Raw genomic sequence first — 23,142 nt, 5'->3', positions numbered from 1 at the left:
GGATCCGATCATTCCGCCTCACCCGCTCTGTATGCCCGTCACGATTCGGGGCTATGCCTTGCCCGCACCAGACGATAAAGCGTGTAAAACATGTTCAACGCGGCGGGCAAAATTACCGCCAGGAGAGTAAGATGACCCAGACCGCCAGCCAGGTTCTCGACCGCGTCCTCGTCCTCGAAATGGTGCGCGTGACCGAAGCGGCGGCGATCGCGGCCTCGACCCTGGTGGGGCGCGGGGACGAGAAAGCGGCGGACGCGGCGGCGGTCGAGGCGATGCGCGCCGCGCTCAACGAACTCGACATGGACGGCACCGTCGTCATCGGCGAGGGGGAGCGCGACGAGGCGCCGATGCTGTTCATCGGCGAGAAGGTCGGCACCGGCCAGGGTCCGGAGATCGATATCGCGCTCGATCCGCTGGAGGGCACGACCATCTGCGCCAAGGCCGGGCCGAACAGCCTGGCGGTGCTGGCCATCGCGGAGAAGGGCCACCTGCTCAACGCGCCCGACGTCTACATGGACAAGATCGCGGTCGGCCCCGGCTATCCGGCGGGCGTCATCGACCTGGACCGCAGCCCCAGCGACAATATCCGCGCCATCGCCGCGGCCAAGGGGGTCGAGGCCAAGGATATCGTCGTGTGCGTGCTCGACCGCCCGCGTCACGAGGCGCTGATCGCCGAGCTGCGGTCGCTTGGCTGCGGCGTGGTGCTGATCGGCGACGGCGATGTCGCGGGCGTGATCGCGACGACCGATCCGGATACGACGATCGACGTCTATATGGGGTCGGGCGGCGCGCCCGAGGGCGTCCTGGCTTGTGCCGCGCTGCGTTGCGTCGGTGGCCAGTTCAAGGGGCGGCTGCTGTTCCGCAACGATGCCGAACGGGCGCGGGCGCACAAATGGGGCGTGACCGACCTCGACAAGCAGTATGACCTGACCGAGCTGGCCCGCGGCGACTGTATCTTCGCGGCGACCGGCGTGACCGATGGCTCGCTGCTGGCGGGCGTGAAGCGGCGGCCCAAAGTGATGACCACCGAGAGCGTGGTGATGCGCGCCTCGTCGGGCACGGTGCGCTGGGTGAAGGGGCAGCATCGGTTGTGACGTCGATGCCGATCGATATCTAACTTTCCTCCCTTCTGGATAGCGCAGCTTGGGCGAGTGCCACTCCTCACCCCATTCCTCCCCTGTAAGGGGAGGTGGCAGGCCGCAGGCCTGACGGAGGGGTGTCCCGGTAGGAGAGGCGGGGCTGCCTCGCGACCAGGAGCACCTCCCTTGCGGCACGGGGCAGCCGGTCTTGCCTCGCGCCATGCCCGCGATAAGAACCAAGCCGTCCCACTTCCGGGGAGCGGGGAATGGATTTCATGTCGTTCGTTTTGGCCGCCCTGCTGCTCTTCGCCTCGCTGGCGGGGATTTGGTGGTTCCAGAAGGGCGATCTGGGGGAGTATCGTCGCTTCTGCGCGCTGAACGACGGCCATTCGCGACGGATGCGGTTTCGGCTATGGCTCGTGCGGGCGGCACTGGCCTTTCTGGTGCCGGTGCTGATCGGGCTGGTGCTGCTCGGTCGGACAGAGACGTTGACGGCCATGCCGGGCGAGTTCGCCGGGGCGGCGGGCATCATGCCGTCGATCGTCGACGATGACGGTGCGCTGTCATCGCTGCTGATCGGCGGTGCGATCGGCGGGCTGGTGACCGGTGCGCTGCTCGCCCGGTTCTGGCGGCGCAAGCCGATCGGCAATGTCTCCGCGCTGCTGCCCCGCGATCGGCGCGAGGTGAAATACGCGCTGGCGCTCAGCGTGATGGCGGGGGTGACCGAAGAGGCGTATTTCCGCCTCTATCTGCCGCTGTTGATCGCGATCCTGACCGGACAGGCATGGATCGGCTTTGCCGCGTCGCTGGCGCTGTTCGGCGCGATGCACCGCTATCAGGGCTGGGCCGGGGTGCTGGCCACCACCGCACTGGGGGCGGTGATGACCGGGCTGTACCTGATGACCGGCAGCCTGTGGGTCGTGATGCTGGTCCACACGCTGGTCGATGTGAACGGTCTGGTCGTCCTGCCACTGATGGGCGGGGTGTGGCGGCGCTGAATTCCTCCCCCGTGCGAGGGGAGGAACAGGATCAGTTCTTCAGCCGCCAGCCGGTGCGGAAGATCCAGCCGATCCACGCCAGACAGGCCAGCAGGAACAACGCCGTCACGGCCAGGCTGACCCCCGGCGTCACGTCCGATGTGCCGAAGAAGGTCCAGCGAAAGCCGTTGATCAGATACACGACCGGGTTGAACAGCGTCACCGTCCGCCACGGCTCGGGCAGGATCGTCACCGAGTAGAAGGCACCGCCCAGAAAGGTGAGGGGGGTGACGATCAACAGCGGAATGACCTGCAACTGCTCGAACCCGCGCGCCCAGATGCCGATGGCGAAGCCGAACAGCGAAAAGGTCGTCGCGACCAGCAGCAGGTACAAGATCATCGCCACCGGGTGCAGGATGCTGAGGTCCACGAACAGATAGGCGGTGGCCAGGATCACCAGCCCGATCACCATCGACTTGCTTGCCGCCGCCCCGACATAGCCCAGTACCGTCTCGATCGGGGAGAGCGGTGCGGACAGGATCTCGTACATCGTGCCGGTGAATTTGGGCATGTAGATGCCCAGGCTGGCGTTCAGGATGCTTTCCGAAAAGATCGACAACAGCATCAGACCCGGCACGATGAACGCACCGTACGGCACGCCCGAGACCTGGTTCATCGCCGATCCGATCGCGGTGCCGAACACCACGAAATACAGGGTCGTGGTGATGACCGGCACCATCAGGCTGGTCCACACCGTCCGCCGGAAGCGCGCCATTTCGAAGCGATAGATCGACCAGATGCCATGCAGGTTCATGCGCGTGTTCCCTCGACCAGATCGACGAAGATATCCTCCAGCGAGGACTTGTAGGTTTCCAGATCGACGAAGCCGATGTCCATGTCGCCCAGCTTGCGCAGCAGCGAGGGGATGCCGGTCCGCTCGGCCCGCGCGTCGAAGATATAGCGCAGGCGCCTGCCCTCATCCTCCAGCGACAGGCTCCATTCGGCCAGGTCGGGCGGAATCGTCGTCATCGGCTCGGCCAGGGTCAGCACCATTTCGCGCTTGCCGAGCTTCTTCATCATCTCGGCCTTTTCCTCGACCAGGAGCAGCTTGCCCTTGGCGATCACGCCCACCCGGTCGGCCATCTCCTCGGCCTCCTCGATATAATGGGTGGTCAGGATGATGGTGACGCCGCGCTCGCGAAGCCGGTGGACCAGCTTCCACATGTCGCGGCGCAGCTCGACATCGACGCCCGCCGTGGGTTCGTCGAGGAAGAGGAGGTCGGGTTCGTGGGACAGCGCCTTGGCGATCAGCACGCGGCGCTTCATGCCTCCGGATAGCTCCATCAGCTTGGCGTGGCGCTTGTCCCATAGCGACAGGTCGCGCAGCACCTGCTCGACATAGGCGGGGTTGGGGGCGCGGCCGAACAGGCCCCGGCTGAAATTGACGGTGTCGATGACGCGCTCGAACATGTCGACCGACAATTCCTGCGGCACCAGTCCGATCTTGCGGCGGGCGGTCTTGTAGTCGCGCAGGGCATCATGCCCATCGACCTGGATGGTCCCGCCCGACGGCGTGACGATGCCGCACACGATCGAGATCAGCGTGGTCTTGCCCGCGCCATTGGGACCCAGCAGCGCAAAGATTTCGCCGCGCCGGATGGCCAGGTCGACCGGGTGGAGTGCGGTGACGCCGCCCTTATAGGTCTTGGTCACGCCCGCGACGGACAGGATCGGGTCGGTCATTCGGCAGTCCCCCGTTGGAAGACTGCCGCTTTATCAACCGTTTCGTGCCGCGGCGATGGCCTTTTGCAATTCCTCGATCGGCTGCGCACCCGACAGGATGCGATTGCCGACGATCCAGCTGGGCGTCCCGTTCAGGCCCAGCCGTCCGGCGGCCTCCAGATTGCGGCGGATTTCGGCATCGGCCTGGGGCTGGAAGGCGGCCATCTTGCCCATGTCGACGCCCGCTTTCGCGGCGGCGGCGGCGATTGTCGCATCGCTGACCGGGCCACCGGCATAAAGCGCGTCGTGGAAGGCGGCGAACTTGCCCTGGTCTGCGGCGAGCAGGCTGGCGCGCGCCGCCGCGCGGCTCGACGGGGCCAGGATCGGCAGTTCGCGATAGACGATGCGCAGTTTCGGATCGGCCTGGGTCAGGGCCTTCAGCTGCGGCAGGCTGGCCCGGCAATAACCGCAATTATAGTCGTAGAACTCGACCAGCGTGACGTCGCCCTGGGGGTTGCCGGTATAGGCGCTACCGAACGGCTTGATCAGGTCGCCGCCGATCGCCGCCACCGCCTTGCCCTGTTCGCGGTCCTGAAGCTGTTGCATCGCCTCCGGAATGACCTCGGGATGGTCGAGCAGATAGGCGCGGACGCTGTCGCCCGAGGAGCCGCCGGGCGCGACCAGAGGGGCCAGCGTCAATGCGGCCCCGCCGCCTACCAGGCCGCCCAGCACCGCGACGGCGGCCAATGTCTTCACCCCCATCAGCGGCGCTTCTTCTTGGTGCTGGCGGCGGCGTCGGCAGAGGTCATGGCGATATCCTGCGCCCGAATCCATTCGGACGTATTGGGGGTGAGATTGGCCATCGCATAGCGTGCGCTCTGGATGGCGGTACGGCTGTCGCCCATCATGCTCGCGCGTTCAGCGGTGGCCAGCGCGGCGCGGGGCGTGTCGCCCAACTGCTCATAGGCGGTGCCCAGCTGGACCCAGGCGAAGGGATTGTCCTCGTCGCGCTGGACCGCGACGCGCAGGACCTTCACCGCCTCGGGCAGGTTGCGCTTGTCCTCGGTCGCGATCAGCGCATGGCCGAAGGTGGTGGCGATCAGTGCGTTCTGGCCCGATCCCATGGTCGCGGCCCGCAGCGGCGCCAGCGCCAGTTGCGGCTTGCCCGATTCCAGCAGGATCTGGCCCTGGATCTCCTGGAAATAGGGATCGGTGGGATCGCGCGCGATCAGCGCGGCGGCCTCCGCCTCGGCTTTGTCGGGATAGCCGCCCTTGTGATAGGCATAGGCGCGCGCATAATGCGCATAGATCGACTGGTCGCTGTCGGGATATTTCTGAAGCGTGGTCTCGGGTGGGGAGACATAGCCGAGCAGCTTGGCCTTCACGCGCAGGAACCGCTCCTGCAATTTCGGGTCGACCGGCTTGTTCCAGGCGGGCGAGGCTTTCAAATCCTCGGTCAGCGACTGGATACGGACCGCCGACAGCGGGTGGGTCTGCGCGAACGGATCGATATTGGTATAGCCGTAGCGATATTCCTGGTTCTGCAACTTCTTGAAGAAGCTCAGCATCCCCTTGCCGGTCACCCCGGCGGTGGTCAGGTAGCGCGCGCCCGCCGCGTCGGCGGCCGATTCCTGGTTGCGGCTGAACGACAGGACCTGGCCCATCGCCGCCTGCTGCCCGGCCGCCATCACGCCCATGCCCGCCGCACCGCCGCCCAGCGCGACCGTTGCCAGGCCCAGCACCATCGAGAGCAGTTGCATCTTCATCGCGGGCTTCATCGCCTGCTCGCTCAGCACGACATGGCCGTCGGCGATATGGCCCAGTTCGTGCGCGACGACGCCCTGCACCTCGTTCACATTGTCCGCCGCGCGCAACAGGCCCGAATGGACATAGACGATCTGCCCGCCCGCGACGAAGGCGTTGATCGAATCATCGTTGATCAGGACGATCTTCACGTCGCGTGGGCTAAGCCCCGCGGCCTTGACGATCGGCGCGGACATCTCGGCGAACAGCGCCTCGGTCTCGGCATCGCGCAGGATCGATTGCGCAGCCGCCGGTTGTGCCCAGAGGACGGCCGTGGCGGCGAAGGCGGCGATCAGACGCTTCATGCTTCCTCTATCGTCGGGTCGGTGACGGGATACAAGCATTGCGTCCCGTGGGGCGACAGGTCGGCCTTGGCATGCGCCGGCTGAACGCCGGACGAATGAAGGCATGGCATGACGGGGTGACGATCGACCCGCCGCCGATGTTCCCCCCAGCGTGCTCCGTCTGATCCTCCAAGGCACATTGGGTCGCCATATTCGCAAGGCATCGATTTTATGAAGGCCGGTGGAAGCGGCGCCGGTCAAACCTCCTCAATCAGACAAGTATGCAATTCCCATAGTGCAGTGCGATTGCTGTCGAATCTTAAGATACTATGCGCGGCCTCGTATGACAGTCACGTTGCGGCAACATTTTCATTCGACACTTGTATTGTTTCATCGGATTGTACCTAGGCTACAAAGGACAATTCCTGCACGACGTACGTCGTCTTTCCACGTTGTCTCCAATCTCAAAAATCCGAGCTGGGACCGTCGCATGAGCATCAAGCGATATCCAGCGTCGACCTGTTGCGGCCAAACCTGCTTCTTCCTCAAATTCACGCTTGGCGGTTGCCAGCGGTGTTTCGCCTAGTCGGTGCCCCCAGCAACGCCTTGCCAGACATCGCCGTTGCCGTCTGAACGGTTGAAGATGGCGTAGTTGAAATCGCCATGTGGCCCTTGGCGAAAAGGCAAGACCAAGACGTTCAATGGGGCAAGCATGATCTATCAAACTATAATCTTGAGATGGAGGCCGTCGAGGACATCCCCGTAAACGCACAGCGACCGAGGCGATCGGAGCACTCCCTGACGAAGATTTCGGGAAAGGAGCCCGTTTGAAGACAGGCCGTGGCCTTAGTCATTTCCCAACATCGCCTTGGCGTCCCTTCGGCTTCTGATAATGGCAACCGGCTTGTCGGAACCAAATCGCTCAAGCTGCTCGACAAAGCGTGGAGCCGTCTCTTTCTCAAAATTCCAGATGTAGGAGAGGAATTCACGGTCGGGAATTGGCTCACGACATCCTTCCGCCATGGCGATCCTGACCTTGCCATAATTTTGCACGACGCGACGGGCCAGGCCAAGCAAAGCCAATCCGCGTGGAACACGGACCCATATGATCAGGTCTGCCCGTGGAACACGTATGTCGAATGTCGATGGACCACTCCCGTCCATCACCCAGCGATCCCGCGCGACGAGATCGGCCGTCAGAGCACGCTGCTCTTCGCGATTTCTGACCTTCCATCCCGGCAGCCAACGTACATCTCTGTCAAGGGATTGATACTCAAGACCGAAGAGTTCCGCTATGCGCAGCGCCAACGTGGTCTTTCCTCCTCCCGAGCATCCAATCACAAGTATCCGATTCGATGCAACTAGCCGATTCGCGGCCTCTGACAGCGAAATATAATGGGGCATCTGGGACCTCATATTGGATAGCGCGATGTCATATCAGCTTCGTGCATCAGTCTTTCCCTGAATAGTCCCCCTTGGCTCGCAAGCGAAGTCGTACGAACAGCTATCAAAGCCTGGTTTCGACTTCTTTCCGACCGCCCCCGGCCGAACAATCCATTCCCACACGAAAAACGCCCCCCTTCCGCTGGGGAAGGAGGGCGTCTTTGCGTTCAGTTGCTCAGCGATCAGGCGCCGAAGGTGCGCTGCCACCAGCCGCGACGCGGCGTGTCGGTCGACGTACCGTCCTCGGACGTCGCCGCTTCGGGGGCGGGCTCCGGTGCCTCGGGCTCGGCGGCCGGGGCTTCCTCGGCGACCGGTTCGGCGGCAACCTTGGGCGCGGCCTTCTTGCGGACGCGCTTGGGCTTGGCCGGGGCTTCGGCTTCGGCCACGGGGGCTGCTTCTTCCGCGACCGGTTCGGCGGCGACCTTGGGCGCGGCCTTCTTGCGGACGCGCTTGGGCTTGGCCGGCGCTTCCACCGGAGCCTCCGCCTCGACGACGGGCGCCGTTTCCTCGACGACCGGTGCCTCGACCGTCTCGGTCGGCGTGGCATCGCTCACCACCGGTGCGGCCTTGCGGGCGCGCGGACGGCGGCGGGTCTTGGGAGCGTCGCTCGCCTCGACCTCGGCAATGGCCAGCGGCGTGGTGACCGGCGCGGCATCACCCGCCTCGATCGGCTCGGCGATGGTCAGCGGTTCGTCCGCCGCATCCTCGTCGGCCGACGCATCGCTGGCGGCTTCGATCGCGTCGTTCGCGCCACCTTCGTTCCGGCGACCGCCACGACGACCGCGACGACCGCGACGGCGGCGACCGCCTTCGCGCGGTTCGGCATCACCGGCCTCGACCGTCTCGGCGGCGTCATCCTCGGCATCGGCGTTCGTGTCGTTCGCCTCTGCGGCATCCTCACCGTCCGAGTCGGAGTCGTCGCCATGCTCCTCGCCCTCGGCCTGTTCGCCCTCACCGCCACGGTTGCGGCGGCCACGACGGCGGCGACGGCGCTTGCGGCCGCCCCCTTCGCCATCCTCGCGCGGCTCGCGCTGGCTGGGGGCTTCGGTCGCGGCCTCCTCGACCTCTTCCTCGTCCTCTTCTTCCTCGATCTCGTCGACCAGATCGTCCTCATCCTCCTCGACGGGCAGGAGCATGTCGATCTTGGGCGCATAGGCGGGCGGCGGGCCGGACGCCTCGACCGTCATGCGCGCACCCTCTTCCTCGCGGTCGGGGATGATCTCGACGGTCACGCCGTAGCGGTCCTCGATCTCGGCGATGTCGGCGCGCTTGCGGTTCAGCACATAGACGGCGGCCTCCTGGCTGGCGCGCAGCGTCAGGATCGAGCCGCGACCGCGTGCGGCCTCGTCCTCGATCAGGCGCAGCGCCGACAGGCCCGACGACGAGGCGGTGCGGACCAGGCCGGTGCCTTCGCAATGCGGGCAGGGTCGCGTCGAGGCCTCGAGCACGCCGGTGCGCAGGCGCTGGCGGCTCATTTCCATCAGGCCGAAGGATGAGATGCGGCCGACCTGGATACGGGCGCGATCGTTCTTCAACGCTTCCTTCATCGCCTTCTCGACCTTCCGGACATTGGAGTTGTTGTCCATGTCGATGAAGTCGATGACGACGAGGCCCGCCATGTCGCGCAGACGCAGCTGGCGCGCGATTTCCTGCGCGGCTTCCAGATTGGTCGCGGTCGCGGTCTGCTCGATATTATGCTCGCGGGTCGAGCGGCCCGAGTTGATGTCGATCGACACCAGCGCCTCGGTCGGGTTGATGACCAGATAGCCGCCCGACTTCAGCTGGACGACCGGATTGTACATCGCGGCCAGCTGATCCTCGACATGCGCGCGCTGGAACAGCGGCACGGCGTCGGCATATTGCTTCACCCGGCGGGCATGCGTCGGCATCAGCAGGCGCATGAATTCCTTCGCCTGGCGATACCCTTCCTCACCCTCGACGATCACTTCCTCGATCTCGCGATTATAGATGTCGCGGATCGCGCGCTTGATCAGGTCGCTGTCGCCATAGATCAGCGCGGGCGCCGACGAATGCAGCGTCTTTTCGCGGATGCCGTCCCACAGGCGCGCCAGGTAATCGAAGTCGCGCTTGATCTCGGTCTTGGTGCGCTGAAGCCCCGCGGTGCGCACGATGCAGCCCATGGTCGAGGGCAGCGCCATGTCGGCCATGATCGACTTCAGCCGCTTGCGATCGGCCGCGTTCGAGATCTTCCGGCTGATGCCGCCGCCATGCGACGTGTTGGGCATCAGTACGCAGTAACGGCCCGCCAGCGACAGATAGGTCGTCAGCGCCGCGCCCTTGTTGCCGCGCTCTTCCTTGACGATCTGGACCAGCAGCACCTGGCGCCGATGGATGACGTCCTGGATCTTGTAACGGCGGCGCAGATTCTGGCGACGCTGGCGCAGCGCCTCGACCTGGTCGTCGTTGACGGTCGACTTGCGCGGGCGCGGGGCGGCTTCGCCCTCCTCGTCGTCATGATGGTCGTCGGCGTGGTCGCCGTCATCCTCATGGTCGTCGTGATCGTCATCGTCGTCCAGCTCGGCACGCAGGGCGGCTTCTTCCGCCGCATGCTCGGCTTCCTCGCGCAGCAGGGCTTCGCGATCTTCCTTCGGGATCTGGTAATAGTCGGGGTGGATTTCCGAAAAGGCCAGGAAGCCGTGACGGTTGCCGCCGTAATCGACGAACGCCGCCTGCAGCGACGGTTCGACGCGGGTCACCTTGGCGAGGTAGATATTGCCCTTGAGCTGCTTGCGCTCGGCCGACTCGAAGTCGAATTCCTCGATCCGGTTACCCTTGACGACGGCCACGCGGGTTTCTTCCCGGTGGCGTGCGTCGATCAGCATACGCGTGGTCATTATGAAGTCTCCACGCGCGCGCCGGGCCCTGTGGCAGCCGTCGCGCGCGGTAAATGGGGTGGGCGGCGGCGCGGGGCGCCGGTCCGCTGGAAATAACGGAAAGCGTGTCGGCCACAGCCGCAGCACCGGCAACGGGGCCGGTGCGGACCCACGACACCGCGATCCCACCGGCAAAGGCCGGTCGGTCAGCGGGGTGGATCATATGCGTCATGCGAGCGTCAACCTGGTTGGCCCGGGCGCGAAAGCCTCGCAGTTCCGGTCCTTTGAAGATGGCCCCGCCCCGATCGGTTGGGAGAGGTGATCGGGGCCGGGGTCCGCAGATGTGCTAGCATCATCGGAACGTTTGCGCAACAGGCGGAAAAGTGCCGTTTTCACCGGCCGAAAAATGCCGAATTGCCGGTTAACCATTGGTAGAAAGTTCCCGACAGGGGCGTTCGCCTATCCCGAGTTGGTCGATCGCAGGATCGCCAAAAAGGGTTTGGGTACGATGGCTTTTCGCTGGACCAGCGGCGGGCGGTCGCGGCATGGTCGCCGGGTCGTGTTGATGCTGTTCACTTTCCTGTTCGGACTGTTCGCGCCGGTCAGCGCCTTTGCCGCGACGGTGCAGAAGGTGGTCGTGCGCGGCGCGCAGCTGATCATCCGTTTCGACGTGCCGGTGAAGCGGGCGCGCAGCGTCATGCTGGGCGAACAGCGCCGGGTGGCGATCGACGTGACCGGCGCGTCGCCCGGCGATGTCACCGTAACCCATGGCGCGGTGCGCGGGCTGACCCAGACGCGGGTGCGCCACGACGTCACCCGCCTGACCTTCGCGCTGGCGCAGGATGCGGCGATCTTCGATGGCGGCTTCGATGATGACGGGCGACAGCTGTCGCTGACCCTGAAGCCGGTGCGCCAGGGTTATAGCCAGGCCAGTTTCGCGGGCGTCCTCGACTTCTTCCCGTTCCATTTTCAGCGCAAGCCCGCCTACACGTTAAGCGTGCCGGTGCCGACCCCGGCGCGCACCCTGCCGCTGCCGCGCGTGCGCGGGGCCGACAACCGGCCGCTGGTGGTGATCGACGCAGGGCATGGCGGCGTCGATCCGGGCGCGATCAATCCGCAGACGGGGCTGCGCGAAAAGGACGTGACGCTGGCCATCGCGCGGGCGATTCGCGACACGCTGGTCGCATCGGGCCGGGTGCGCGCGGCGCTGACCCGTGAGGATGACCGCTACATCCTCCACCGCGAACGCTATGGTATCGCGCGGCGGCTGCACGCCGACCTGTTCATCTCAATCCATTGCGACAGTGCGGGCGCCGGGGAAGCGCGCGGCGCGACCGCCTATACCCTGTCCGACGTCGCCTCCGACAAGGAAGCCGCGCGATTGGCCGCGCGTGAGAACAAGGCCGACGTGATCGCGGGCGTCGACCTGGGCGGCAACAGCGACGTGTCCTCGATCCTGATCGACCTGACCCAGCGCGAGACGATGAACGCCTCGGCCAGCTTCGCCCGCCTGCTGGGCCGCGAGGCGCAGCCGCTGATCCCGGTCAAGCCGGCCTTCCACCGCATGGCCTCGCTGATGGTCCTGAAGGCGCCCGACATGCCGTCGATCCTGTTCGAGACGGGCTATATCTCGAACATGCAGGATGCGGCGTTCCTGGACAGCAAGGAAGGCCAGGATCGGATCGCCAAGGCCGTGCTGCAAGCGGTCGAAGTGCATTTCGCGCGGCGCATGGCGTCGCGGTAAGGGGAGCGTCTTTCCCATTTCCGCGTTGAAATCCGCGGTTTCGGGAACGCCAAACCCGCAGCCCCTGACACCGCGACCGCGACCTAGCGAGAGTACAGCAATGACCGACGCCGCAAACGTAATGGCCGTGGACCACACAGGCTTCGCTGTATCGTCTTTGGACGAAGCCGTTCGATTCTGGACGGGAGCGCTCGGTTTCACGCTTGAGCGGCAATCGGAGATGGGGGGCGACTTCCTGCATCAGGTGACGGGTGTCGATGATCCGAGCGTGAAAACGGCGATCGTCAAGGCACCCGACGGCTATGTGGTCGAACTGTTGGAATATTCAAACGGGCCCCGGAACGGGACGGTGCCCAACAGCGCGGGAGCGATCGGAGCCGCCCACCTGGCTCTGACCGTGAAGGATATCCATGCCGCCATCGCCCGCGTCGAGGCAGAAGGATGGAAGGCCAAGGATCATCCGCTGCCGATCGCGGGTGGTCCACGGAAGGGAACGTTGGTGGCCTATGTTTCAGGCCCGGATCACATCACGATAGAGCTTATGCAGCCGCCAGAGCGTTGATGGGCGTACGGCAGCTTTCCTGCCTCAACATCCCAATGGAAATGCTCCGGCCGTTTCTTCGCGGGAACTGGCTCCATCGGCACAGATAGGGCTATTCCACCCACATGGTTTTCCCGATCATCTCATTTGATGGCCCCGTGTGGCGCCTGTTGCCGAAAGGGCTGGCCGCCCAACCTGCGGTTCCGGCATCTGCCCCGGAGGGACGCTTTCATCATTCCGGACAAGTCGCCGCCTATGCTTCCCTCAGTGCGGAAGGCGCCGTCGTTGCGATCCAACGCTACTTGGGGGATGGTGTCGAACGCGTGCTGATCCCGATGCGTTTGACGGCAACACGGGTGGCCGATGCGCGAGATATGCCATCGGCCTCGATGGTCTGGCAGGACCTGCGAAGCACCGGCGAGCATTCGCCCACCTGGCTGCTTTCGGATGAGGCACGGAATTTGGGGGCAGATGCGATGCTCTATTCCTCGCGATCCCGGCCCGATCTTTCGCACGTCGTCGTGTTCAAGCCCGAATACCTGAACACGTTCGGAGAAGCATCCGCTTATGTCGCGCGATGACGTGCGGCCCAGAACAGGAAGGCGGCGCTAAGAGCCGCAGCGATGGCGAAGTGGCCTGTACTGGCTTCCGGTGACCAGCGGCTCGTCCACAGGCTGCGGTCAAAGGCGATGCCGCCTACGGCGTTCACCAGCCCGTGCAGCCAGATACAGGGGATCAGGCTGCCGCCGCCGATCCGCCAGACCCGCGACATCACGAAGGACAGGCCGATGACGCCGAGCGTATAGAGCGGAAGATAGGCAAAGAACGGAACGCCGCTTCGCCAGTCGGCGAACATCGCCATGATCGGCAGGTGCCACAGCGCCCAGACGATACCGATGACGAGCGATGCGCGGACCTCGCCACCCTGCTCCAGCAGTCGAGGCAGCAGATAGCCGCGCCACCCGCCTTCCTCTCCCAGTGGGCCGGCCCCCATGATCGCAGTCGCCACGCCGTTGAAGATCGAAACCGGGAACACCGTCAGATAGAGGAGGATGGGGGGCTGACCATGCAGTCCTTCAAGCCGTGGGGCATAACCAAGGGCGATCGTCAGCATGAGCAGCGCCAGCGGGAAAGGCAGCAGCGCGGCGGCATAGGCCCGCCATCCGCAGCGAAACCGGATGAACCCGCCCAGCCACTCCTTGAGAGAACCGGGACGCGACATCGCAGACAGAATCGCCGCCGCCACACCCGGCCCGAACGATCCGGCATAGATCGCCGCCATCATGGTTCCCGCACCGTGCAACGCGCTTGGCTTTCCAATTGCCAGCCATGTCGCGATCCAGATCGACCAGCTCAACGACACCGTCAGCAAGACGAACGCCATCGCACCCGGTCGCGTACGACCGGCCGTCCTATAAGTCATCATGATTCCCTTGCTATACGAGGTTTTGGGGCAAAGCTTCAGCGTCGCTGTCGGAGAGCCCGAAGTCCCCTGGTGAGGGCGACGTAGAGCAGTGCTGCCAACAGCAACGCGATGGGGATCGACCACCAGCCGAGCAGTTCGCGAGCGCCATCGGACTGCGCGACGATGCCGGCGCTGATCGTGCCATCCGCATTGCGGAACACACCGACATGCTCACCCCAAAGCGGCTTGAGCAACGCCATGGCGGTGAAGATGGCGAGCAGCAGATAGCCGAGGCCAAATGCGAGACCGATTCCGGCTCGGCGCGATCCGGCCAAGACGGCATGGGAAAGCCCACGCGCGATCGTCACCGGGCTGTAGCTTCGGGTGCCCCGTTCGATAAGCTCGTCGGCGAGCAGCGGTCGCAGATAGTCGATCGGCCGACCGAGACGGGACAAGGCCGCGTCCAGCCGTTCGCCCTCGCTGCCACCCGGTGCAGCAGCCATGCTGTCGGCAACATGTGCTTCCAGATCGCCGCGCAATTCGGCTGCGTCGGCACCAGCCCGCGCGAGCAGGCGATCGACTTCGGAGAAATAGGCGTCAAAGCGACGGCGCGCGTCGCTATCGGTAAAAGCGGGGATCATGCGGACGCTCCTGGCAGCAGGCGATCGACGGAGGCGGCGAGCTTCGACCATGACGGGATCATATCCCGCAGCAGGTCCCGGCCCTGAGCTGTCAGGGCGTAGTATTTACGGGGCGCACCGCCATCGCCATCAGCGAGACGGGACGAGATCAGCCCGTCCTTCGCGAGGCGCAGCATCAGCGGATAGAGCGTCCCTTCCGGCAGGTCGATCGCGGCGCGCTTGGCGATCCCGGAGATCAGCTCGAAGCCATATTGCTCGCGGTCACTCAGCGACAACAGGACGACGAACTCCAGCACGCCTTTGCGGAGCTGGACCTCCCATCTGCTGATCGCTTCCTGCGAATCGTCTGATTGCCTTGTCATGCAAGGATATTGGCGGAAGGTGGCTTGCAATGCAAGGCAATGGTGTGAATGGCGTCAGGTTGTCATAGATTGCTTCTGGTTTCGGCCACCGAGCAGGTTTGGAGAAGCCTGTCGGATTGTCGTATCACCATCCCAAACGAGACGGTTCTTGCCGTCTCGCTGGTCGTTCCCGATCGGGAATGCTGGTGTGTTGAGGCAACCGTGCCGTGCCTGATAGACGCGGTCGAATGAAACTATGGCGGCTCACGCGACCGGAATATGTCGCCCTTGATGGGGCGGGTGCGGCAAAATCGGGTGGGCGGTATTCGTCGCCCGGCATCCCATTGGTCAACTTCGCCAGTGAGCCGGGATTGGCGGTCCTGGTGGCACTGCGCTATGTCCAGGCCAGCCCGGCATTCTCCGACGGCGATTTCGTTTTGGGTTGGACGACTATCGATTGTGATGTCGAGCGGGTTCCCAACGACTTGAGCGGCGCAGCAAAGATTGCCTTCGTCGACGCTTGGGCAGCGCAGCGGCGGTCGCTTGCAGTTGCCGTCCAGTCCGCCGTCTTACCCGAAGCCGACATAATCCTGATGAACCCCTTGCACCCTGAAGCGGCGAACGTGGCGCCGCTATCCACCCGACCTTTCAGCTTTTCGGAGTGCTTGCATCGACCGCCGATGTTGGAGCGATACACCGCAGGCTGACGCCGCGTTTCCCTAGGCCGGATCGACATTCATTTTATTCCTCCCCTGGAAGGGGAGGTGGCAGGGCGCAGCCCTGACGGAGGGGTGTCCCGGTTGGAGAGTTTGGGGATCACTCGCCACCGGCGACACCCCTCCACCAGCTTCGCTGGTCCCCCTCCCCTTGCAGGGGAGGAATTAATAGGGGGACTGAATGTCGATCCGCCCTAGATTCGATCTGCTGTGATAAAGTCGTGAATTCGGATCGGTGTGGGTTCGGCGGAATATCTGGCCCCCTCCATCCGATTCGGCGTAAAGGCCGTCGATGATCCGCGTCTGTGCCCTTTACCGTTTCGCCGCCTTTCCCGACCCCGCCGCGCTGCGCGACCCCCTGCTCGCCGTGGCCGAGGTACACGGCGTTCGCGGTACGTTGCTGCTGGCGAAGGAGGGGATCAACGGCACGGTCGCGGGGACCCATGACGCGATCGAGGCGCTGCTGGCGCATATCCGCACGCTGCCCGGTTGTGCCGATCTCGATTACAAGGACTCGCATGCCGAGACGATGCCGTTCCACCGGATGAAGGTGCGGCTGAAGCGCGAGATCGTGTCGATGGGCGTCGAGGGCATCGACCCGACCCGTGAAGTCGGCACCTATGTCGCGGGCGAGGAATGGAACGCGCTGATCGCGGATCCCGACACGCTGCTGATCGACACGCGCAACGATTACGAGGTCGCGATCGGCACGTTCGACGGCGCTGTCGATCCGGGGACGAGGAGCTTTCGCGAATTCCCCGACTGGTTCCGCGAACATCGCGACGAACTGATGGCGGGCAAGTCGAAGGTGGCGATGTTCTGTACAGGCGGCATACGCTGCGAAAAGGCGACCGCGTTTCTCAAGGCCGAAGGCGTCGAGGACGTCTTTCACCTCGACGGCGGCATCCTGAAATATCTCGAGACGATGCCCGAGGCGCAGAGCCGGTGGAACGGTGAATGCTTCGTCTTCGATGCGCGCGTCGCGGTCGGGCACGGCCTGGCGCAGGGAAGCCACGCGCTGTGCCATGGCTGTCGTATGCCGGTCGGCCCCGAGGATCGCGCCTCGCCGCTCTATGTCGAGGGGGTGAGCTGCCCCGCCTGCCACGGCACGCGCGACGAAGAGCGGTTGGCCGCCTATGCCGAGCGGCACCGGCAGGAGGCGCTGGCGGCGGCGCGGGGGCAGGCGCATGTCGGGGCGCGCTACCCCGGTCAGGTCGACCCGCGCGACGAACCGCCCACGGCGTGACGGCAAGGCGGGTGGCAAGCGGGGGCGAACCTGCTACACGAACGCTCGCAAAGCCATGGCCGTCGAAACCTCCCCCCCATCCGATACGGGCGAACGCCCCCGCCGCCCGCTCTGGCGCCGCTGGTGGGTGAAGCTGCTCGCCGTGCTCGCGCTGCTGGCGGCGGTGGGCGCGGCCGTGTTCTGGTTCGTCTTCATCCGCGACCTGCCCTCGGTCGATGCGCTCAAGGCCTATGAGCCGCCGCTGCCGACCCATGTGCGGGGAATCGACGGCACGCCGATCCAGTCCTATGCGCGCGAACGGCGGGTCGAGCTGTCGTACAGCGAATATCCGCCGCTGCTCGTCCGCGCGTTCCTGGCCGCAGAGGACAAGACCTTTTTCGAGCATGGCGGCGTCGACTATCCGGGCCTGGCGGGCGCGGTCGTCGACTATGCGCAGAAATGGGGCACCGGACGGCGCGCGCGCGGCGGCTCGACCATTACGCAGCAGGTCGCCAAGAACCTGCTGATCGGCGACGCCTATTCCCCCACGCGCAAGGTCAAGGAGGCGATCCTCGCCTATAAGATCGAGGATACGCTGACCAAGCCGCAGATCCTGGAGCTGTACCTCAACCAGATCGCGCTGGGCCGGAACGCGTTCGGCGTCGAGGCGGCGGCCCATGCCTATTTCGACAAGGAACTGAACGAACTGTCGCTGGGCCAGATGGCGTATCTGGCGCTGCTGCCCAAGGGGCCGGCCAATTACGATCCGGTCCGCCATCCCGACCGGGCGCTGGCCAGGCGGGCCTATGTGCTGCGCGAGATGCTGGCCAACAACTTCATCACCCGCGCGCAGTTCGATGCGGCGATGGCCGAGCCGCTCGGCACCGTCCTGCGCCGCACGCCCAAATATGCCCAGGTCGGCGGTTACTTCGTCGAGGAACTGCGCCGCCAGCTGATCAAGCGTTACGGCGAAAAGGCCGAGAGCGGGCCCAACAGCGTCTATGAAGGCGGACTGTGGGTGCGCAGCTCGCTCGACACCCGGCTGCAGGACCTGGCGGCCGAGGCGCTGCGTGATGGCCTGGTCCGGTTCGATGGCGGGCGCGGCTGGTCCGGGCCGATCCGGCACGAGGATATCGACGACTCGAACTGGCACCAGGTGCTGCTCAACACCAATGTCGGGCTCGACTATCGCGACTGGCGCGCGGGCATCGTCACCGCGAAGGATACGGGCGAGGCGACGATCGGCTTCGCCAATGGGCGCACCGGCACTTTGCCGCGCAGTCTGGCGCAGATGCCGCGCCGGGGCACGGGCGCGATCGCGTTCGGCGCGCTGAAGGTCGGCGACATCATCGCCGTGTCGCCCGCTGGTACCCAGTTCCAGTTGCGCTCGATCCCGCGCATCTCGGGCGGCTTCGTGGTCGAGGAGCCCGCGACGGGCCGCGTGCTGGCGATGCAGGGCGGCTTCGACCTGCGGCTGAGCGATTTCAACCGCGCGACCCAGGCGCAGCGCCAGCCGGGCTCGACGATCAAGCCGATCGTCTATTCCGCCGCGCTGGACCAGGGCATGACGCCCGCCTCGATCATCGTCGACGGGCCGTTCTGCGTCGACCAGGGTGCCAATCTGGGCACCAAATGCTTCCGCAACTTCGGCAATTCGGCGGGCGCCGGGCCGCACACCATGCGGTGGGGCATCGAGCAGTCGCGCAACCTGATGACGGTGCGCACGGCCTCCACCATCGGCATGAAGAACGTCGTCGCGCTGATCAAGCAGGTCGGAATCGGCGATTTCCCGCCCTATCTGTCCTATGCGCTGGGCGCGGGCGAGACGACGGTGGCGCAGATGGTCAACGCCTATGCGATCCTGGCCAATAACGGACGCGGTGGTGATCCGTCGCTGATCGACTTCGTGCAGGACCGGCACGGCAAGGTGATCTGGCCCGAGAACTGGCGTGCGTGCGACCGGTGCAACGCGGCCGATTATGACGGCAAGCCGATGCCGCGCCCGGTCAGCCGCCAGCGCCAGGTGATGGACGCGATGACCGCGTACCAGATGGTCCACATCACCGAGGGCGTGATCCAGCGCGGCACCGCGACCGCCTTGCGCGACCTGGGTCGCCCGATGTTTGGCAAGACCGGCACCAACAACGGCCCCACCGATGTCTGGTTCGTCGGTGGCACGCCGCAATTCGTCGGCGGCCTCTATATCGGCTATGACACGCCGCGCTCGCTGGGTGGTTACGCGCAGGGTGGCACGGTCGCGGTGCCGATCTTCCGCCAGTTCGCCGAAAAGGCCTATGAGGGGTTGGAGAAGCTGCCCTTCCGCGCCGCGCCGGGGATCCGCATGGTCCGTATCGACCGGGCGAGCGGACGGCCGGTCTATGGCACCTTCCCGACCGGCGACGATCCCAAGCCCGCCGTGATCTGGGAAGCGTTCAAGCCCGAAAGCGAGCCGCGCCGCCGGGCCCGCCGCAGCGGCGCTCCGGTCCAGACGCCCGCGACACCCGCCGGTCCGGCGACGCCCGCACCGCCGCGCGACAGCGATTTCTTGCAAAGAGAAGGCGGAATCTACTAGCCCGCTTCCCATATGCGTTTTGCCGTCCCCGTTCGGGCGGCCGTACGACCGATTCGGAGAATTTTCATGCGCGCTGAAGCGCAGGCTCATGTCGACAAGATCAAGGACGCCCTGGAGCTGCTGCGCCGCTTCCTCGACTGGGACCGCGCGCTGCGCCGCCTGGACGAGCTGAACGCGCGCGTCGAAGACCAGGCCCTGTGGAACGACCCCAAGCAGGCGCAGGAGGTGATGCGCGAGCGTCGCCGCCTGGACGAGGCCATCACCGCCACCCGCGCGATCGAGAGCGAGCTGTCGGGCACGGTCGAGCTGATCGAGCTGGCCGAGATGGAAGGCGACGAGGAGCTGGAGAAGGAAGCCGTCACCAGCCTGGGCGACTTGGCCAGGAAGGCGGAGGCCGACAAGATCAAGGCGCTGCTGGCGGGCGAGGCCGACGCCAATGACAGCTATATCGAGATCAACGCGGGCGCGGGCGGCACCGAGAGCCAGGACTGGGCCGGTATGCTCCAGCGCATGTACACGCGCTGGGCCGAGCGGCGAGGGCTGAAGGTCGAGCTGATCGACTATCATGCGGGCGAGCAGGCCGGGATCAAGTCGGCGACCCTGCTGGTCAAGGGCGAGAACGCCTATGGCTATGCCAAGGTGGAATCGGGCGTGCACCGGCTGGTGCGGATCAGCCCCTACGATTCGGCCGCGCGTCGCCACACCAGCTTCTCGAGCGTGTGGGTCTATCCGGTGATCGACGACAATATCGAGGTCGAGATCAACGAGAGCGAGCTGCGCATCGACACGTACCGTGCATCGGGTGCCGGTGGTCAGCACATCAACACCACCGACTCGGCGGTGCGCATCACCCACTTGCCGACCGGCATCGTGGTGCAGTGCCAGAACCAGCGCTCGCAGCACAAGAACAAGGCCGAGGCGTACAACCAGCTTCGCGCCCGCCTGTACGAGCGCGAACTGGCCGAGCGCGAGGCCGTTGCCAATGCGCAGAACGCGACCAAGACCGATATCGGCTGGGGTCACCAGATCCGGTCCTACGTCCTCCAGCCCTATCAGCTGGTGAAGGACCTGCGCACCGGCGTCACCTCGACCGCGCCGGGCGATGTGCTCGACGGCGATCTCGACGACTTCATGGCCGCCGCGCTGTCGCAGCGCGTGACCGGCGAGGCGGTCGCGGTGGAGGACGTCGATTAAGATGCGCGTGGCCGGGGGGACCTTGTTGGCGGCGGCACTCGTCATCGCGCTGGGCGGCGCGGTGGCGGCGTGCGACGGATCGAAGCCGCTCATCCCGCACAAGGATGAAGAGGAAAAGGTCGGTCCCTTCCCGGCGGCCGATCGCCCGGTCGCCGACGTCGTATCGTCGCGCTGGTCGAACGAGGATGCGCGCGATCGCCTGCGCGAGGCGGATCAGGTGATGAACCGCGCCAATATCCGCCCAGGCATGACCGTCGCCGACATCGGCGCGGGCGAGGGCTATTACACGGTCCGCCTGGCGCAGCGCGTCGGCAAGAACGGGCGCGTGCTGGCCGAGGATATCGTCGCCGCCTGGCGCGACCGGCTGGCCGAGCGCGTCTCGCGCGAGCGGCTGGACAATGTCAGCGTGCGGCTGGGCGAACCCGCCGATCCCAAGCTGCCGCCGAACAGCTTCGACCGCGTCCTCATGGTCCATATGTATCATGAGATCGAGCAGCCCTATGAGTTCCTCTGGCGGCTGTTCCCGGCGCTCAAGTCCGACGGGCTGGTCGTGGTGGTCGATGCGAACCGCCGCACCAAGGCGCACGGCACCCCGCCATCGCTGCTGAAATGCGAGTTCGAGGCGGTCGGCTTCACCCAGGTCTCGATCCAGAACATGCCGTCGGCGGGCGGCTATCTGGCCACCTTCCGCGCCACCGGCCCACGTCCGCAGCCCGCCGCGATCCGGCCCTGCCGGACGCCGGACAACTAAATTCCTCCCTGCAAGGGAAGGAATGGCTGTGATCATTTGTCGCTGTCGCCACGACAAATTTGGAACATGACAGCTTTGTCATGTATTGCATCATCATCGGCCCCTGGGGTGCCGATAGGCCACCGGCCAGCATAGGCCGGGGCACGTCATGAAGGAGATGATGATGCACATGCTCTTGATTGCCGGGCTCGCGCTCGGTGCGGCCACGGCGTCCGACGGCGCGCTCGAACACCGGGTCCAGCTCGACCACCATTCGGGGCCCGTCGCGGTCCGCTATAGTGCCGATGTCGGCGTGACCCACAAACAGGTCGGCGCGGTGACGACCGGCGGCCGCCCCTCGACCCTGCGCTGCCTGTGGAGTGCCAATGTCACCGTCCACCGCGAGGCGCGGGGCCATAGCGGTGCGACGCTGATGCGCAGCGCGGGACAGGACGGCGTGATCGAGGGCAGTCGTCCGGGCTGGTGCAGCACCAACCGCACCGCGATTGCGCAGGACGTCGCCCGGCGTCAGGACGCGGTGCACGACCACCTTCAGGCCGTGGCGCAGGAAGATCATGGTGTTCTGCGCGCCGAGATGGATCGCCTCCATCCCGATACGCGCGCGGGATGACCCTTAAAGGAAGATATGTTCCAAGATGACGTTTCGTGAACTGACCCTGGGTGCCGCTGCGGGCGTCACCGTCGCGCTGGCGGCGGCTTCGCCCACACGGGCCCAGGAACGGCCCGCTCTGGGTGTCGAACTGAACAGCGACGAGAATCGCCGCGGGCTGAGCTGGAGCGGGGGGCGGGTATCGCCCTCCGCCGACATCTATGCCAGCCAAGGGGTATTCGAGGCGAGCGGCCGGATCGTGGCGCTTCGCGACTCGGACCGGCATGGCGGCGCGGATGTGGTGGGCGACCTGAGCGCGGGCGCGTCGACGACGATCGGGCTGGTCACGGTGCGCGGACGCGTGACCGGCCATTTGTTCGGCGGTGCGGGTTTCGACGCCGATTATGTCGAGCTGGGTGGCTCGGCGGCCTATACGCTGGGGCCGGTCCAGCTCGACGCGGGGGCGGACTATGCGCCGATCCAGGACGCGATCGGCGGCGACAATCTGTATGTCCATGCCGGGGCGCAGGCGGGCATACCGGGTACGCCCTGGACCGTACTGGCCGGCATTGGCCATTCCTCCGGCAAGACCAACGATCCGCGCCGCGCCGCGCGGCTGCGGCCCGGCGGCGACTATGCCGACTGGCGGCTGGGAGTGGAGCATGTGACCGGACCGGTGACCTTGGGTCTCGACTATGTCGGGACCGACGTGTCGGAGCGGGCGGCATCGTCCTTCCTGCTCGCGGATGCGCGCCATTCGGGCGATCGGATCGTCGGCCGGGTGCGCTTCAGCTTCTAAATCGTCGCAGGCGCTCACCCCGGGCACGCCCCTCCCCCCTGGCTGGCGGAGGGGCTTTTCACACCAACCCCATTTCCCGCAGGCTGACGACCTTGCCGTCCGCCAGGATCAAATGGTCTAGCAGTACCATGTCCAGCGCCGCCAAGCCCTGTGCCAGCCGCCGGGTCAGCGCCAGGTCGGCGGCGCTGGGGCGCGGATCGCCATCGGGGTGGTTGTGCGCGATCAGCACCGCGCCAGCCCCCAGCAGGATCGCGTCGCGGGCGATCCGCGCGACCGGGACCGTCACCGAATCACCGCGCCCCGCGACGTGGCGCAAGCCCAACAGCATCCGTTCCGAACCCAGATAGGCGATTGCCATCGCCTCCTGCGCGCCGCGATCCAGTCCGCCGAACAGGTTCAGCGCATCCTGACGCGTCTGAACCGACAGGGTGGGATGGGGTAAGCGGGACACGACCAGTCCTGCCGTGCGTCGTGAACCGATG

The 23,142-nt window shown here is 65.7% G+C and carries 23 protein-coding genes; 13 read left to right on the top strand and 10 right to left on the bottom strand.

Going from position 1 to position 23,142, the window contains the following annotated elements; translation table 11 throughout:
• The first annotated feature begins 131 nt into the window (after positions 1–131).
• Both glpX and U1703_RS07385 read left to right on the top strand, forming a co-directional pair.
• A complete protein-coding gene (gene glpX / locus U1703_RS07390; protein ID WP_320451553.1) occupies positions 132–1,094 on the top strand; it encodes a class II fructose-bisphosphatase in 963 nt (320 codons plus the stop codon).
• Positions 1,095–1,354: 260 nt separating this feature from the next.
• A complete protein-coding gene (locus U1703_RS07385) occupies positions 1,355–2,077 on the top strand; it encodes a CPBP family intramembrane glutamic endopeptidase (protein WP_332785173.1) in 723 nt (240 codons plus the stop codon).
• Between the two features lie 31 nt (positions 2,078–2,108).
• Here U1703_RS07385 and U1703_RS07380 read toward each other — a convergent pair whose 3' ends face one another.
• The 6 genes from U1703_RS07380 to U1703_RS07355 all read right to left on the bottom strand — a co-directional run bounded on the left by U1703_RS07380 (position 2,109) and on the right by U1703_RS07355 (position 10,151).
• Positions 2,109–2,870 (bottom strand): ABC transporter permease, encoded by a 762-nt coding sequence (locus tag U1703_RS07380; protein ID WP_332785172.1) that lies wholly within the window; start codon positions 2,868–2,870, stop codon positions 2,109–2,111.
• Positions 2,867–3,799 (bottom strand): ABC transporter ATP-binding protein, encoded by a 933-nt coding sequence (locus U1703_RS07375; RefSeq protein WP_320451556.1) that lies wholly within the window; start codon positions 3,797–3,799, stop codon positions 2,867–2,869. Before U1703_RS07375 ends, U1703_RS07380 begins: the two co-directional genes overlap by 4 nt.
• A 33-nt stretch (positions 3,800–3,832) precedes the next feature.
• Entirely contained in the window at positions 3,833–4,540 is a 708-nt protein-coding gene (locus tag U1703_RS07370) for a DsbA family protein (protein WP_332785171.1), read from the bottom strand.
• On the bottom strand, positions 4,540–5,886 hold the full coding sequence (locus tag U1703_RS07365) for a M48 family metalloprotease (protein ID WP_332785170.1): 1,347 nt from the start codon (positions 5,884–5,886) through the stop codon (positions 4,540–4,542). The genes U1703_RS07370 and U1703_RS07365 overlap by 1 nt, the downstream gene beginning before the upstream one ends.
• Before the next feature lie 825 nt (positions 5,887–6,711).
• Positions 6,712–7,173, bottom strand: coding sequence for a P-loop NTPase family protein (locus tag U1703_RS07360; protein ID WP_332785169.1), 462 nt, complete (start codon positions 7,171–7,173; stop codon positions 6,712–6,714).
• Between the two features lie 317 nt (positions 7,174–7,490).
• Entirely contained in the window at positions 7,491–10,151 is a 2,661-nt protein-coding gene (locus U1703_RS07355) for an Rne/Rng family ribonuclease (protein ID WP_332785327.1), read from the bottom strand.
• Positions 10,152–10,650: 499 nt separating this feature from the next.
• Here U1703_RS07355 and U1703_RS07350 point away from each other — a divergent pair, with 499 nt between their 5' ends.
• From U1703_RS07350 to U1703_RS07340, 3 genes are all read left to right on the top strand, one after another.
• Entirely contained in the window at positions 10,651–11,886 is a 1,236-nt protein-coding gene (locus U1703_RS07350) for an N-acetylmuramoyl-L-alanine amidase family protein (RefSeq protein ID WP_320451560.1), read from the top strand.
• A 100-nt stretch (positions 11,887–11,986) separates the two neighbouring features.
• The gene (locus tag U1703_RS07345) at positions 11,987–12,448 is read left to right on the top strand and encodes a VOC family protein (protein ID WP_332785168.1); all 462 of its coding nucleotides are present in this window, start codon (positions 11,987–11,989) and stop codon (positions 12,446–12,448) included.
• Between the two features lie 104 nt (positions 12,449–12,552).
• Positions 12,553–13,008, top strand: a complete 456-nt coding sequence (locus tag U1703_RS07340; RefSeq protein ID WP_332785167.1) for an RES family NAD+ phosphorylase — start codon at positions 12,553–12,555, stop codon at positions 13,006–13,008.
• On the opposite strand, the gene U1703_RS07335 is transcribed toward U1703_RS07340, so the two are convergent.
• Positions 12,993–13,709: a CPBP family intramembrane glutamic endopeptidase gene (locus U1703_RS07335; protein WP_332785166.1), complete on the bottom strand. Its 717-nt coding sequence runs from the start codon at positions 13,707–13,709 to the stop codon at positions 12,993–12,995. The genes U1703_RS07340 and U1703_RS07335 overlap by 16 nt on opposite strands.
• 1 nt (position 13,710) lies before the next feature.
• Here U1703_RS07335 and U1703_RS07330 point away from each other — a divergent pair, with 1 nt between their 5' ends.
• On the top strand, positions 13,711–13,845 hold the full coding sequence (locus U1703_RS07330; protein ID WP_332785165.1) for a hypothetical protein: 135 nt from the start codon (positions 13,711–13,713) through the stop codon (positions 13,843–13,845).
• A 43-nt stretch (positions 13,846–13,888) separates the two neighbouring features.
• Here the strand turns inward: U1703_RS07330 and U1703_RS07325 are convergent, their stop codons facing one another.
• Positions 13,889–14,473, bottom strand: coding sequence for a hypothetical protein (locus U1703_RS07325; RefSeq protein WP_332785164.1), 585 nt, complete (start codon positions 14,471–14,473; stop codon positions 13,889–13,891).
• Entirely contained in the window at positions 14,470–14,865 is a 396-nt protein-coding gene (locus U1703_RS07320) for a PadR family transcriptional regulator (RefSeq protein ID WP_332785163.1), read from the bottom strand. Before U1703_RS07320 ends, U1703_RS07325 begins: the two co-directional genes overlap by 4 nt.
• 197 nt (positions 14,866–15,062) lie before the next feature.
• Between U1703_RS07320 and U1703_RS07315 the strand changes: the two genes are divergently transcribed.
• The 7 genes from U1703_RS07315 to U1703_RS07285 all read left to right on the top strand — a co-directional run bounded on the left by U1703_RS07315 (position 15,063) and on the right by U1703_RS07285 (position 22,660).
• Positions 15,063–15,521, top strand: a complete 459-nt coding sequence (locus U1703_RS07315) for an RES family NAD+ phosphorylase (protein WP_332785162.1) — start codon at positions 15,063–15,065, stop codon at positions 15,519–15,521.
• 301 nt (positions 15,522–15,822) lie between these two features.
• Positions 15,823–16,776 (top strand): oxygen-dependent tRNA uridine(34) hydroxylase TrhO, encoded by a 954-nt coding sequence (trhO, locus tag U1703_RS07310; protein WP_332785161.1) that lies wholly within the window; start codon positions 15,823–15,825, stop codon positions 16,774–16,776.
• Positions 16,777–16,831: 55 nt separating this feature from the next.
• Positions 16,832–19,327 carry a penicillin-binding protein 1A gene (locus tag U1703_RS07305; RefSeq protein ID WP_332785160.1) on the top strand — a complete coding sequence of 832 codons (2,496 nt, stop codon included), beginning with the start codon at positions 16,832–16,834 and terminating at the stop codon, positions 19,325–19,327.
• A 66-nt stretch (positions 19,328–19,393) separates the two neighbouring features.
• Positions 19,394–20,521 (top strand): peptide chain release factor 2, encoded by a 1,128-nt coding sequence (gene prfB, locus U1703_RS07300; protein ID WP_320451568.1) that lies wholly within the window; start codon positions 19,394–19,396, stop codon positions 20,519–20,521.
• A gap of 1 nt (position 20,522) precedes the next feature.
• Positions 20,523–21,272: a class I SAM-dependent methyltransferase gene (locus U1703_RS07295; protein WP_332785159.1), complete on the top strand. Its 750-nt coding sequence runs from the start codon at positions 20,523–20,525 to the stop codon at positions 21,270–21,272.
• Between the two features lie 163 nt (positions 21,273–21,435).
• Positions 21,436–21,882, top strand: coding sequence for a hypothetical protein (locus U1703_RS07290; protein WP_332785158.1), 447 nt, complete (start codon positions 21,436–21,438; stop codon positions 21,880–21,882).
• A 25-nt stretch (positions 21,883–21,907) separates the two neighbouring features.
• The gene (locus U1703_RS07285) at positions 21,908–22,660 is read left to right on the top strand and encodes a TorF family putative porin (protein ID WP_332785157.1); all 753 of its coding nucleotides are present in this window, start codon (positions 21,908–21,910) and stop codon (positions 22,658–22,660) included.
• A 58-nt stretch (positions 22,661–22,718) separates the two neighbouring features.
• Here U1703_RS07285 and U1703_RS07280 read toward each other — a convergent pair whose 3' ends face one another.
• Positions 22,719–23,111, bottom strand: coding sequence for a JAB domain-containing protein (locus U1703_RS07280; RefSeq protein WP_332785156.1), 393 nt, complete (start codon positions 23,109–23,111; stop codon positions 22,719–22,721).
• Positions 23,112–23,142: the final 31 nt, after the last annotated feature.

This window comes from Sphingomonas flavida, assembly GCF_036663655.1.
Lineage (GTDB): Bacteria > Pseudomonadota > Alphaproteobacteria > Sphingomonadales > Sphingomonadaceae > Sphingomonas.
The sequence above is the reverse complement of the archived record's forward strand: the minus strand, read 5'-3'. Positions and strand labels throughout refer to the sequence as shown.

Coding starts and splice junctions, on each gene's coding strand:
- glpX (WP_320451553.1), top strand. CDS start 132: ATGACCCAGACCGCCAGCCAGGTTCTCGACCGCGTCCTCGTCCTCGAA.
- U1703_RS07385 (WP_332785173.1), top strand. CDS start 1,355: ATGTCGTTCGTTTTGGCCGCCCTGCTGCTCTTCGCCTCGCTGGCGGGG.
- U1703_RS07380 (WP_332785172.1), bottom strand. CDS start 2,870: ATGAACCTGCATGGCATCTGGTCGATCTATCGCTTCGAAATGGCGCGC.
- U1703_RS07375 (WP_320451556.1), bottom strand. CDS start 3,799: ATGACCGACCCGATCCTGTCCGTCGCGGGCGTGACCAAGACCTATAAG.
- U1703_RS07370 (WP_332785171.1), bottom strand. CDS start 4,540: ATGGGGGTGAAGACATTGGCCGCCGTCGCGGTGCTGGGCGGCCTGGTA.
- U1703_RS07365 (WP_332785170.1), bottom strand. CDS start 5,886: ATGAAGCGTCTGATCGCCGCCTTCGCCGCCACGGCCGTCCTCTGGGCA.
- U1703_RS07355 (WP_332785327.1), bottom strand. CDS start 10,151: ATGCTGATCGACGCACGCCACCGGGAAGAAACCCGCGTGGCCGTCGTC.
- U1703_RS07350 (WP_320451560.1), top strand. CDS start 10,651: ATGGCTTTTCGCTGGACCAGCGGCGGGCGGTCGCGGCATGGTCGCCGG.
- U1703_RS07345 (WP_332785168.1), top strand. CDS start 11,987: ATGACCGACGCCGCAAACGTAATGGCCGTGGACCACACAGGCTTCGCT.
- U1703_RS07340 (WP_332785167.1), top strand. CDS start 12,553: ATGGTTTTCCCGATCATCTCATTTGATGGCCCCGTGTGGCGCCTGTTG.
- U1703_RS07335 (WP_332785166.1), bottom strand. CDS start 13,709: ATGGCGGCGATCTATGCCGGATCGTTCGGGCCGGGTGTGGCGGCGGCG.
- U1703_RS07330 (WP_332785165.1), top strand. CDS start 13,711: ATGGTTCCCGCACCGTGCAACGCGCTTGGCTTTCCAATTGCCAGCCAT.
- U1703_RS07325 (WP_332785164.1), bottom strand. CDS start 14,473: ATGATCCCCGCTTTTACCGATAGCGACGCGCGCCGTCGCTTTGACGCC.
- U1703_RS07315 (WP_332785162.1), top strand. CDS start 15,063: ATGAAACTATGGCGGCTCACGCGACCGGAATATGTCGCCCTTGATGGG.
- trhO (WP_332785161.1), top strand. CDS start 15,823: ATGATCCGCGTCTGTGCCCTTTACCGTTTCGCCGCCTTTCCCGACCCC.
- U1703_RS07305 (WP_332785160.1), top strand. CDS start 16,832: ATGGCCGTCGAAACCTCCCCCCCATCCGATACGGGCGAACGCCCCCGC.
- prfB (WP_320451568.1), top strand. CDS start 19,394: ATGCGCGCTGAAGCGCAGGCTCATGTCGACAAGATCAAGGACGCCCTG.
- U1703_RS07295 (WP_332785159.1), top strand. CDS start 20,523: ATGCGCGTGGCCGGGGGGACCTTGTTGGCGGCGGCACTCGTCATCGCG.
- U1703_RS07290 (WP_332785158.1), top strand. CDS start 21,436: ATGCACATGCTCTTGATTGCCGGGCTCGCGCTCGGTGCGGCCACGGCG.
- U1703_RS07285 (WP_332785157.1), top strand. CDS start 21,908: ATGACGTTTCGTGAACTGACCCTGGGTGCCGCTGCGGGCGTCACCGTC.